10 protein-coding genes are annotated in these 11,817 nt (G+C 61.8%); all 10 read right to left on the reverse strand.

Features of this window, described 5'->3' with window-relative positions; genetic code table 11:
* On the reverse strand, positions 1–1,881 hold the full coding sequence (traD, locus tag M3I53_RS16095; protein WP_254316900.1) for a conjugative transfer system coupling protein TraD: 1,881 nt from the start codon (positions 1,879–1,881) through the stop codon (positions 1–3).
* Positions 1,878–3,278, reverse strand: a complete 1,401-nt coding sequence (locus M3I53_RS16100) for a TraI domain-containing protein (RefSeq protein WP_254316901.1) — start codon at positions 3,276–3,278, stop codon at positions 1,878–1,880. Before M3I53_RS16100 ends, traD begins: the two co-directional genes overlap by 4 nt.
* Positions 3,275–4,318 (reverse strand): type IV secretion system protein, encoded by a 1,044-nt coding sequence (locus tag M3I53_RS16105; RefSeq protein WP_254316902.1) that lies wholly within the window; start codon positions 4,316–4,318, stop codon positions 3,275–3,277. The genes M3I53_RS16100 and M3I53_RS16105 overlap by 4 nt, the downstream gene beginning before the upstream one ends.
* A gap of 8 nt (positions 4,319–4,326) precedes the next feature.
* Positions 4,327–5,076, reverse strand: coding sequence for a DUF4141 domain-containing protein (locus M3I53_RS16110; protein WP_254316903.1), 750 nt, complete (start codon positions 5,074–5,076; stop codon positions 4,327–4,329).
* Positions 5,077–5,086: 10 nt separating this feature from the next.
* Positions 5,087–7,561 carry a VirB4 family type IV secretion system protein gene (locus M3I53_RS16115; RefSeq protein WP_254316904.1) on the reverse strand — a complete coding sequence of 825 codons (2,475 nt, stop codon included), beginning with the start codon at positions 7,559–7,561 and terminating at the stop codon, positions 5,087–5,089.
* Positions 7,555–7,887: a hypothetical protein gene (locus M3I53_RS16120; RefSeq protein WP_254316905.1), complete on the reverse strand. Its 333-nt coding sequence runs from the start codon at positions 7,885–7,887 to the stop codon at positions 7,555–7,557. Before M3I53_RS16120 ends, M3I53_RS16115 begins: the two co-directional genes overlap by 7 nt.
* A complete protein-coding gene (locus M3I53_RS16125) occupies positions 7,874–8,260 on the reverse strand; it encodes a TrbC/VirB2 family protein (RefSeq protein WP_254316906.1) in 387 nt (128 codons plus the stop codon). Before M3I53_RS16125 ends, M3I53_RS16120 begins: the two co-directional genes overlap by 14 nt.
* A 20-nt stretch (positions 8,261–8,280) precedes the next feature.
* Positions 8,281–9,327, reverse strand: a complete 1,047-nt coding sequence (locus tag M3I53_RS16130) for a CpaF family protein (RefSeq protein ID WP_254316907.1) — start codon at positions 9,325–9,327, stop codon at positions 8,281–8,283.
* Between the two features lie 267 nt (positions 9,328–9,594).
* Positions 9,595–10,788 carry a VWA-like domain-containing protein gene (locus tag M3I53_RS16135; protein ID WP_254316908.1) on the reverse strand — a complete coding sequence of 398 codons (1,194 nt, stop codon included), beginning with the start codon at positions 10,786–10,788 and terminating at the stop codon, positions 9,595–9,597.
* Between the two features lie 7 nt (positions 10,789–10,795).
* A complete protein-coding gene (locus M3I53_RS16140; RefSeq protein WP_254316909.1) occupies positions 10,796–11,710 on the reverse strand; it encodes a hypothetical protein in 915 nt (304 codons plus the stop codon).
* Positions 11,711–11,817 lie beyond the last annotated feature (107 nt).

Genomic DNA, 11,817 nt, shown 5'->3' on the forward strand with positions numbered 1-11,817 from the left:
TTAGCCTTGCAAGATTGGAATACGGCCCTGATACACAGCGCCACCGGAGATGCGCATGAAGTACTGCAGGTTGGGCAGCCGCTGGATGAGCGCAGTCGGTATGAGCGGAGCCTTTTCCAGTTGAAGCGAACGTGTGATGCCACCGTTGAATTCACCGATGTGGCCTTCACTCCCACGGCTCGTGGACCCGGAAATCTGGATGTTCCGAATCGCGGTCTCGCCGACCTTGTCCGAGAACCACTGTGCCGTGTCGCTGTCCTCCAGTCTAAGGATGACCTGGTTGTTGAGGTTACCCAAAACCTGCAGCATCTTCGCGGCGTTTCCGAGTTTGGCTTCCAGATCCGAGCGTGTCTGGAACGCGACGAACGCCTTGAAGCCCGCGCCGCGGCCCTTGTTCAGAATCTGGATAACCTGTTCGTTGATCGCTTCGGCAACTTCGTCAATAACCAGAACGACATCGGGATTGGTTTTATAGAAGTTGTAGATTGCGCCGCACACTGCGGCGACATCGGCAAGAACCAGCGACGCTATTGCCTTCTGCACGATGCTGTTTGAGAGCGAGTCGAAGCCCATGTAGAGGACCGCTTTCTGCTTGATGATGCGATCGATGTCCCATATTTCCCGTTCGTCTTCGAAGTCCTCGACCTTCGGCGCGAGCATGAGACCCGTCTCGCCAGTAGCGAGCATCTGCAGCAGAGGCATGACCGAAGCGATCACCCGAGTGTAGTGGTCACGATCGTGCGTGTGAGTCGCGATGAGGCCGTCGATTGCCTCGTGACCGTGGTCCTCGTGGGCATATCGTTCGTTGTAGAGCAGCACCATCGCATCGACTTTCGACACGCTGCCGGGCTTGCCACCGATCTGGGTCAACGTCGTCGCGACGAGTTCCTCCCAATTTGCGAGACCCGCGTCGCGGAAGAAGCGCTCAAGACTGCGCTCCAGGAGCTTGGCGACGCCCGCCTGCGCGTATTTCAGGATCGAGCGCAGGTTCGGTTTGTCGCCGACGTACAGTTCCCCCTTGACCGCGCGGTCGATGAACAGGAACGCGAAATCGCGGAACGGCCCCTCCTCCATAAGCTGCGCGATGCGCCCGGGGATTTCGGACGGCTGGGACCAGTTCTCGAGGGGGTTCAGGCGAATCGACTCGGAAGGCTTCGCCTGGCTGAAGTAAAGGAACTTGCGCCCGGTGCGCGCGCATTCGCGCTCCACCCGCGCCTTCCAGTCCTTGTCGTTCTTTGGGTCGATGATGATGAGCACGTCGCCCAGATGGATGACCTGCGTGGACAACACCTCATAAGTGCGGGTCTTGCCGGAGCCAGTCGTTCCACCCACTGCCGTATGGCCGCCCATAGCCTTGTAGTGGAATGGAACGAACCCCTTGTCGGGCTCCATGCCATGGATCCACGACGCGCCCTGCGGCATGCGATCCCGGATACTGTCAGCGGGCGCAAAGATCTTCTCGATCGCCTCCTCGATCTGGCGGCCGTGCCGAGTCTTGCCCAGCCATTTCGGGAGCCCCGGAATGTCCGTCGTCGGCATACGCAGGATGTCGTGCGCGATCTGGCAGTGCTTCTGCGTCCACTCGAAACCCATGCCGAGGTACATCGAATCGCTCTCCTCGCGCATGCGCTTCTGGATGCGCAGGAGACGCGGCACGTCAAGCGTGGTGAGCCACTTGGTCGAGATCGCCATGCGAAAGCGCAGCGCTTTCCACACCTGCCGACCCCGAAGCAGCAACGGCAGAAGCGCAGCGAGTCCGAATGCCCACCCGTACGGCATACCCGTGAATGGAAGCACGACGAACGCGGCCAGCCAGAAGATCGTCGCGCGAAATTCGTAGATCGGCCGGAAGTGATTGATGTAATTTGTGGTCGCGTTCATTCGGCGCCCCGCTGAAGGATCAGTTCGCCCGCGCGTGGCGCGAACACTATCTCTGCCTGCACATTTGCGACGAGCAGGCCTCGCTTGCGAAGGTGTTCAACGAGCGTGTCACTCGGCACGCCGTAACTTCCAACGAGACGCTTGGGCACCGCGAGCCCCTTCTCAGTCCAGTTCACCTTCGCTTGACCTGCGGCAACGTCCTCCCGGAGCGCACGGAAGAACTCGCGGATCATGTTCGGTTGACCCTCCAGCACCTGGTCGAACCCTTCGGGCACCGCCGCGGGCGCTGGGCGTCCAGCCGGACGAAAAGAAGCAGGATCGACGGACGGCTGCGGCTGCCTCTCGCCTGAAAAAGGCAGGCCAAGCTGCGATTCGTCTTTCGGGCGCGGCTGTGGCGACGCGGCTGGCGAGCGCGACGGCTCACCGGCCTCCTCGCGATCAGGAGCGGGCGCCGCCGTTGCTGCGGGGGTTGCGGCTGGAGCGCGAGCGGGCACGTCAGCGGCACTAGGTTCCGCTTCGGCAGGTGCCCCGGCACTGGATTCCGCAGTAACCGGCCGCACAACCGCGGCTGGCGCGGGAGGCGCAGATGCAATGGGTGCGGTGCCGGCGGCTGCCGTTGGCGCAGGCGTCGGCGTGACTACCGGCTGAACGGCCGCCGCCACGTTGATTGCGGGTGGTACAGGGTATTGAACCGCCTCGAAGACTGCGTGTTGCGCTTTTTTGTCAAAGTCTGCAGCGACCGCGACGGCCTGGCGCACGACTTTGTGTACGAGCGACTCGCCAGGTGGCGCGGTGACCGTTGGATTGATCGCGCCAAAGAGATGAGCAAGCACCTCTGCCTCGTACCCGGCAAGCAGTTCGTGGCCAATGAGATTCTGCGCAAACAGCGCCGTGCGCATCCGCTCGACCGGGAGCGGCGTTGGCCTGCGCTGGAGCGCGTATGTGTCGCCACCGAGCCAGGGTCCTAGTGCCCCATGCCCAGCCGGACTCCACTCCGCCCGGTCGCGGCTTCGAAGCACGACAAAATGGCGGTAGGGTTCATCGAGCCCCGAGCAAAGAGCCGCGATAAATACGGCGTGGTTGTACTGTGGCTCGACGTGCCGCCGCTTTTCCGATGACAGGTTCGTGCCGAACTTCTGGCCACCGGCGAGCCGCATCGCGTAGAACGCCGTTTCCACCGTGCAGCGAAACGCCCCACCGGGCTCACGGTACAGATCCGGAGAATACGGAAGGCTCGAAAACCACGTGGCACAACGCGCGAGCAGGTCGCCCCAGCGCGACCGGTACTCGCCGTCACTTGCCTCGTTGGCAGCCTGCCGGATAAGCGCGACGCGGCGATCGTGCGCGGCGAGCAGCGCCGGGGCGTCCATCGGTTGATGCATGGCCGCGGCGCTCACAGGATACCTCCCGTGGCTACGCTCGCCGCCTTCTTCATCATCGAACCAGATGCGTTGGCGCCGCCGCCAAACATCCCTGCCATCTTGGGAATTTCGAACGAGAGCAGGAAGACGAAGAGTGAAAGGTCGAAGACGTATGAAGCACCTTCCGCCGTCGAGAGACCCATTGCGGTTGCTTCGTCGATAGCCTGGTTGAGCGACGTCGCAACGAGCTTGAGCAGGATCGCCGAGACCACGCAGTACATGCCCGCGCTGACCATGTAGTCAAGCCAGGACTTGAAGTAGCCACGCGTGTATGACGAAAATCCAAGCGCCACCGCAATCTGGCCCATCACAATCCCGACCGCGGCCTGGATGAGACCGAGGTTGTTCATGAAGGCAAAAACGATACTGGTAATCACCAGAACGATGTAGGCGAGCAGCAGCGGAAACATCGAGATGGTGAGCGCGACGTAGTTCGTCCACGACGTGCCGTTGTACGCCTTGACGACAGCCTCCATGACCGCGCCGCCTGCTGCGGCCATGGACGACGAAACGCCCTGCCCTGCGCCCGACTGGATCATGTTCGCGAGCGTCTGGAACCAGTTGTAAAAGCCCGGCGCGAAGGTTTGGTAGCTCACGTAGATCGACGCAAAGATGCCGAGTGTCCCGATCTCCTCGAACACCGTCACCCACGCAGACACGGGATCCCGGGTCGCGGAGTACCGGATAAACGTCAGGACCAGCGTGATAACGCCCAGGCCTGCGGCGAACTTGTCGGCTTCGCTCTTGATACTCTGGCTCACGGTGACCGCCGCCGGGATCGCCGCCGCAAAGAGCGATGCTGCCTTTGCCGCCGCCTTGGTAGCGCCGGCGGCGATCTCGCCCTTGGTCATCGTTGAGCCGAAGGTGTCGTTGCCCGACGACGATTGTGTGACCGTGGTGCCTGTTGACTCGGTGATCTGTTGCCCGAGCGCCGGGGAGTCGTCGGCCCATGCGGACGATGCAAGAAGCCCAAGACTCACGAGTGCGAGGCAGGCCCAGAACTGTCGAAAGCGCATCTTGCCCCTCAATTTCCGTTGGGCAGTGCGTCGAATGCTGCACGCTCGGCGGCCTGCTGTGCGGTGTAGGACTGCGCGGCCGACAGCCTGTCCTTCGCCGCGGCATTGGTCGAAGCCTGCTGCTGGGCGTCGTTCTGGGTTTTCGCCGCCATCATCTGAAGCATGTCGGAATTCTGGCTGCTGACGATGTCCAGGTAGTGGGTCGTGATTTCCGCCGTCGCCTGCCGGGTCGGCGTGAGTGACAGTTGCGACTGCAGGTCCGAACGGCGCTGGGCGAGGGTCTGCGTGTGCTGCATCACGTCGTTGCCCATCTGGAACAGGTTGGTCGCCGTCGCATCGCCCTGCTTGTAAAGCTCGCTCATGTCCGAGAGCCATTGGGTAGGCGACTTGCCCGACGTCGAGATGAGGTTCTGCACATGAGTGACGTAGGACGAGCCCTGCTGCAGGCTCCCGTATAGTCGCGTAAGCGTTGACGTGAGACTGCTTACTTTCGAAATATCGCCGGTGATCTGGTCGTACTGTGCCTTCATGGCCGTCGGGTTCAGATTCGTGGCCTGCAGCAGCTGGTTGGCCATCATCTGGTACTGATAGGCGATGTTGGTGTCCTGATAGATCTCACCCTTCACAGCCTTCGCAGCAGTAATGAAGTTCTGTGCAAAGTTGGTCGGGTCGAACACCACGAGTTGGGCGCGCGCCGCCGAGGACACGCAAAGGAGCGTTGCCGTAGCGACGACGGCACGAAAAAGGGTCTTTTTCATTCTTGGTTCCTCAATCAGAAAGAAGCATTTCGCGCATGTAGTTGTCGGCCCAGTTCTCATCGCCCGACGTGAAGTGGCGGTCGAGTACGCTCTGCGCGCGTCCATCTGCGCGCAGAGCCGCGAGCGTCTCCTTGTCGAAGCTCGCCTGAAGCATGCGGGTTTGCGTGGGCGTCACCCACAGGTAGTCGCGATTTGGAATCGCATTGACGATCATGTCGATCTGTCCTTCGCTGAGGCCAAACACGTCGCCGTAGAGCTTCATGTTGCTTCGCGCGTCCGGGTTGGCCAGATAGAAGATGTTCTGCAACTGCTCCTTGAGCACCTCGAAGTTCGCGACCCGCTCGAGCTGCTTGAGCGACTGCGTGGCCAGCGCGAGCGTGCCGTTCAGACGCCGGATCGTCACAGCCCACAGTTCGAGGCGTGCATAGAAGCGTGGGTACAGGAAGAAGAAGCCGCATTCCTCGACCTCGATGACGGTGAAGCGCGTGCCGTCCAGCCACTGCGAGATGCGGTAGAACGCGTAATCGGTAAAGAGGAGCGCCGCTTCCGGGTTGTTCTGGAACAGATCGCCGCATTCGATCGAAAGGTTGTCCGAGAGCGCGAACGCATCGTCCACATGGTCGAAGAAGTTTCCGTTCTTCTCCCCCTTCGTCCAGATCCGCAGCCGCTCGCGCAACTCGGCCGACAGCAGTGTGGTCAGGAACGACAGGGTCCAGTACTCAGGGGCGTAGCCAGTCGCGAGCATCGCGACCCGCTCGAAGATTTCGCGTTCCTGCGTCGGAGTGCATTTGAATGCGTCGTCCTCGATCGCCATCTGGACCCACGTCGCGACATACGCGTAGTGTCGTTCGTCCGACAGCAACGAAAGAGGGTTGATCGGCGTCGCCGCCTCGTAACGTCCCGTTACGTCGATAAATTTGCCGCCCGAGAGCACCGTCGGGATGCGCGTGGATCGTTCCTTGTCGAAGCGGATACGGCGCGCGTCGTGACGTGCCATCTGCGAGAGCAGGAAGTTCAGCAGCATCGTCTTGCCCGCGCCATTGGGGCCCACGACCAGCAAATGTGAGCGGCCGCCCGGGTGATGGAGAACGACCCGCTGCAGCGTCCGGTGGCGCGTAGGCAGGATCGTCGTGGCGCCAGTCTTGCGGCCGAACTGTTGCGTCAGCCACTCATTAACTTCAGGCCCCTCCGGTACCCCACGCACCGGCGCGACGTCCGACACAGCGGCCGTTTCCACAAACTGCAGTCGCTTTTGTTGGTCCCAGCGTCCTGGCAGCGTCGAAGCCCAGGCGGCGCCGAGGTTGTCCTTTTCCAGCACGAGGCCGAAGCCCGCGTTGCTCAGTCGCCCGACTACGTCGGAGGTTGCCTGGTCGCATTCCTCCATCGTGTCGCCGTAGACGAGGACGGAAATGTTCGCGAAACCGTATTGGGCGCCCTCGACGGTCAGCCTCTTGAGCGCATCTTCGGCTTCGTCGGCAAGAGTCTCGCGTCCCTTATCGTTCTTCTGTTCTTCCTTCGCGAAGAATTGCTTCAGGATTGCCCACGGGTTGATTGCCGCCGCCTTGAAGAACTTGCGCACGGACTTGATGAAGGCTTCCGCGCGGCTTGCACTCAGGAACCGGTACATCACGCAGATGTCGAGCTCCGCATCCACGTCGCAGAGCACATCAAGCGCGGCTTCCTGGAACCCAAGCCATTCCTTGACAGCAATGATCTTCGCAAAGCGCTTGCCATGTGCAGACTCGAACAGCAGGTGTTCAGCGCCGTAGGTGACAAACGATTCGGTCAGATGCGTGTCGAGCATCGTGACCGGATACCGCACGCGCCGCGGCGGCACCGAAGGATTGGCTGTCTGGTGCAGATGGGCAAGTGCGTTCTGCAGTTCAAGACGCTTCATCTTGAGCCGACCCATGCCGCCACGGAACGCATCGAGCAGGCCCTCGAACCGGCGTATGTCGGCGGTCAACTGGTCGATGTCGAAAGCGAACGCGTTGCGCGTGAGGACCTGATCACTGATCGCCTCGAAGGCAGCAAGGGGCATGGACTTGCCACCGATCTTCAGGTGGTAGCCGACTTTCTCGAAGAACTTGTTGAAGCCGGTCTCGGGCGTGAAGGCAAGCGACAACGAGTGCGAGTTGCGAAAGAACTTCCCGCTCCCGATGTTCTGCCGGTTGATCGCGTCCAGTCGAGTATCGAGCGGCGAAGCGAATTCGCCGTCGATCGCCCCTTTCACCCTGCGGTGCGAAAGCCGCCACCACGCCGTGACCCGGTGGTCGAAGTTCTTGGAGGCATTGTCGAGGTTGTTTCGCGCCGCTGTGATGTCGCTCGTGTTCGGGGTATCGGCGTCAACACCTTCGAATGTGAACGAGGTCAGCAGAGACCCATCCTTGTCGAGGACCAGGTCCGGCGTGACCATGGTGATCCATGGGGCGATTTCCTGGATGGGCCGGCGCGCAAGTGCACGCCGTTTTCCGGGCTTCAGCATGACAGATCCTGATCGAAACCATAGGGACGCCGAAAGCGGGCAGACGACTTGCCGCCCGGTGTCGGCTCATGGACGTCGGGGTAGCGGTTGTAGACGAGCATGACCAGGCGCCACCAAGGGTCGCGCGAGCTCATCCACCGCAGGAAGAAGTGCATCCCCATGCCGAGGCCAATGAAGCCGATCGAGCTTATGAGGTCGAACCCGCACGCGTAGCAGAGCAAGAGCGTGATGAAGGCATTCGCCTGCGCGAGCAACCGGTCTGCCCCGCCAATCTGGCGAGGCAGGGACAGGCCACGGCTGACCTTGACACGGTTACGTACAGACATAGGAAATTTTGAAGTGGTCCTTGAGAACCGGAATCGCACAGGCAGCGAGACCAACACCCACGAACACGCTGCCGAGGACCTTGCCGAGCGTGCTTTCCGAGTTCGCGATCGCGATGAAAGCGATGATCATGACGACCAGACCGATACAGAAGAGCCAGGGACCGCTGATGTAGTTCGAGATCAGGCAGATCGCGTCTGTCGCAGGGCCTAGATCGCTCAGATCGGTGGAGGTGGCGGACGCGACGGGGGCGATCGCGCTGAGCGCGGCCGCAATCAGCGTTGTGCGCAGTTCGCGGCGGCTGAACAGACGCGAGCACGCCGTGCGCACCCGGCTGGTGGCGTTTTGAAGGAAAGAGACAAGGTACTGCTTCATCGTTGGTCCACTCCAGTGGTTTAGAAAACGCGTTTGAGGATGTAGTCCCCGTTGTCATAGCCCCGGACTTCGAGGATTTCGGAGAGGTGCCGCATTTCGCCCGTGCGCTTCAAATGCACGACGTAGTTGAAGCAGCTGGCGATGTTCTGACGCAGGTCGGAGATGTCCCAGCGCGTCCCGGAAGGCACGCCGAGCATCGCGAGACTCTCAAGCCGTCGCAGGCCACCGCGCGCCGTGCTCGAGTGAATGGAGCCCAGTCCGCCGTCGTGGCCCGTGTTCAGCGCCTGGATGAAGTCATAGGCCTCGCCGCTGCGAACTTCGCCGACGAGGATCCGGTCGGGACGAAAGCGCAGACAGAGTGCAACGAGCATCTGGGTCGTCACCCCGGTATCGGTATTCGAGAGCAGCCGCAGCTTGTTCGGCACTGGCAGCTTGAGTTCCATCGTGTCCTCGATGGTGATCACCCGATCTTCATCGGGAATCTCCGCGCCCATAGCATTGAGCAGGGTCGTTTTGCCCGATGACGTGCCGCCTGCAACGAGGATGTTTTTCTTCGCGCGTACGATCTCGCGCAATGCCTGACGCAGATCGTGGTTCTCGATGCCCGGTCGGAAGAACTCCTGGTCCACGTCTTCGCGCGCGCGCGCGCGTGAAAACGCGCCGGCCTGAACGTAGTCGTCTAGCGAGAGGTGTTTGTCGCGGTGTTTTCGGATACTCAGAGCGTCGCCGTCGATCGCGGTCGGACGCATGACGGCCGCGATACGGAGGTTGCCGTGCCCCGCGTTCAGGATCCCCTGGGCCGTGCCCGCCTTCGCCGACTTCTCCACCGAGGAAGCGAGCGAGTGAATCGCGCCTGAGAGCGTTGACGGATTCAGCTCGATCGGCACGCGCGTGAGTACCCCGCGACGCTCGATCCAGACGTCTTTCGGGTTGTTGACCATCACTTCCGCGATGTCCGGCGCGTCGAGAAACTCGCGCAACGGCGCAAGCGAGGCGAAGAACATCCGGACCGCACTCTCTTCGAGGCGGTTGAATTTGAGCAGTGGGTTTTCGGCGGCTTCGGACATGCTGGTATTGTTCCGGGCCGGCCGCGTGGCTAACCGGGCAAAAGGGTAGCGATATTCGGCAGCTTTCCCGAACGCCTGCGCGCTGGACTTGGCAGCCAAATGTCGCCCCGCACCCGTTTAGGCGCCTAAACGCTTAAACCCGGAATGGTGCACTTTTTGTGCAGCTTTTCGGCGGTCGCGACCGGGCTGGGCAATGCGTGCAACGGCGTATGGGCGAAAAAAAACCCGGCTCGATGTGAGCCGGGTCGGGTTGAAGAAAACGGGCAATCAGATGATCACCTCCACCACTTCGCCAAACGGCGCCTGACGTGCCCGACGCAGCGGCGTCGTCGACGCCCACAACACCGGGTACGACGGAGGCACGTCGGGGAAGTCGCCATCCATGTCCGTCAGATAGACGAGGAATGCCGGATTGAGGCCCTCCACTTCCAGACGACGGAACGGATCGGTGAAGGCCGTGCCGCCCCCACCCTTAACCGGCGCAAGCTCGATCGGGTCACCCCGTTCGAAGACCTGCACCTGCGTGACGCGCTTGTCGCAGTCCATCACAATCAGACGCGCGGGGCGAACGACTTCGGCCACGTGAATGATCTCGGCCGCGAACTGCGCCTGCGTCTCGTCGAAGACCGAGCCGCTGCTGTCGCGTACAAACACCGCGTCACCCACCGCCGGCGAATGCAGCGACGGCAGGTAGAACCCGAGATGCAGGTAACGGCGGTTGGGCATCGCGAAGCTGTAGTCGTCGTTTGTCACCTGCTGCGCAAAGCGCATCAGGATCGAACGCCAGTCCACAGATGGCTCCGCTGCTGCCTCCACCATCGCCTGCATGCCGCCGGGAAGCTTGCCGCGCATCCTGGCCGCTTTCGCGGCCTGGAGCGTGGCGACCTTCCACTCGGCTTCCTTCACGGGTTTGTCCGGCCCCGGATAAGGGCGGACCTCGCCGCAGGAAGGCGGTGCATCGGGATCGGGAGCCGCTGACGGTGTGTTCGCGCCGTTCGCGGGTGCCTGTTGAGCGCCCGGTGCTTGCGCACCAGGTTTGCCGCCAGACTTCTCCTTTTCCTTTTGCCTCGCCTCCTGCGTGAGGACCGCGTAAATCTCCTCGGCCGACTTGCCATGAAAGCGCGCGTCGTCGAGGTGTCCTGCTGGCAGAACCATCCCTGCCTGCTTCACGATCGGATTGATTGCGTAGTCGCACGCATCGTTCCACCGCTTCGCGTCGCGCGGCCCCTGCCGGAAGCAGTGGCCGTTGGCGACGTGCAGGATCTCGTGCGCGAGCACGCCCCGGCATTCCAGATCGTTCAGGGTGTCAAGATACGCCGGGTTGTAGCCCAGCGCCTCTCCGTCCACCCAGAACGTCTTGCAAGCCGGATCCTCGACTACCTTCAGACGCAGCGCCAGCGCGCCAAAAAACGGCTGGTCCATCACCAACGCCGAACGCTGTTTCGAGATGCGAGTATCCATGCGCACCTCACGCCGCGATGCGCAGCTGCGGCGCGAGGCCGGGTTTGGGCATCGCTGCCTGCGGCTTGCCGCCCATGAAGGCCTCCATCAGTTCCTCGATCTCGGTTGCCTTGGCGGCCACCTGGGAACGAAGCACCTCGGATTCCTTCAGGTCGACGCCGTTGTGCACGGCAAGGTGACGGTTGGCCTGCTCGAGGATGTGGTTCAGCTGCGGATCGTTGCTGAAATTCAGCTTCGGCAGCAGCCCGCACAGCTCACGCACGTTGTCGGCAACGTCGATACGTACGCCACCGGCCGCATACAGCCGGTTGGCCATCGCGGACACGGCATCGTACAGACGGCGCACGATGTCCTGGTTCGCATGGTCGATCGAGCGCTCGACGTGCTGATCGATTTCAGAGCGCAGGCTCGTGAGCACGTCCTCGGGCAGATCGACACCGAACTGGCTGGCGTCCGGGAACGGCAGGACCGCCATGCGTACGCCGAACTTCTCGCCAAGCTGCGCGAGCGTCGGGTAGTCCGCCTCGTTGAAGAGGCCGTTCATCTCCTGACGGGCCTGTTCCTTGAGGTCCAGGTAGTCGGTGAGGAAAACCTGCACGGCGAGATCGAACTCGTCCTTCATCCTGCGCATCTGTGTCGAGAATTCCATGTAGATGGAAGTGGGCAGCAGACGCACCGAAAGCTGGTTGTACTCCAGCGTGTGGTCATAGAAGTAGCGGCGGATGCGCCCGGCGAGCGACAGGACCTCCTTGAAGCTGGAGGCGTTCTCGGGCAGCAGCCGCTTGTTGAAGCGCCCGATGCCCTTGGTGTCGTGGCGGGTTTCAACCTCCTCAGTGACCTTCTCATCGAAGCGTCGTGCGACCCACGACGAGATGGTGACCGAGCAGAGCATGACGCGCGATTGAATATCGGTAATGTTCATGGAGAGACTCCTGAAGAGACAGAAAGTGGAATGAATCGGGAAAGGGAAAAGCGACGCGGGCGCGCACGTCGTGCGCGGCCCGGAACAACGAGGAGAGGGAATGAAGC

Origin of the sequence: Paraburkholderia sp. CNPSo 3272, assembly GCF_024206495.1 — a bacterium.
Taxonomy (GTDB): domain Bacteria; phylum Pseudomonadota; class Gammaproteobacteria; order Burkholderiales; family Burkholderiaceae; genus Paraburkholderia.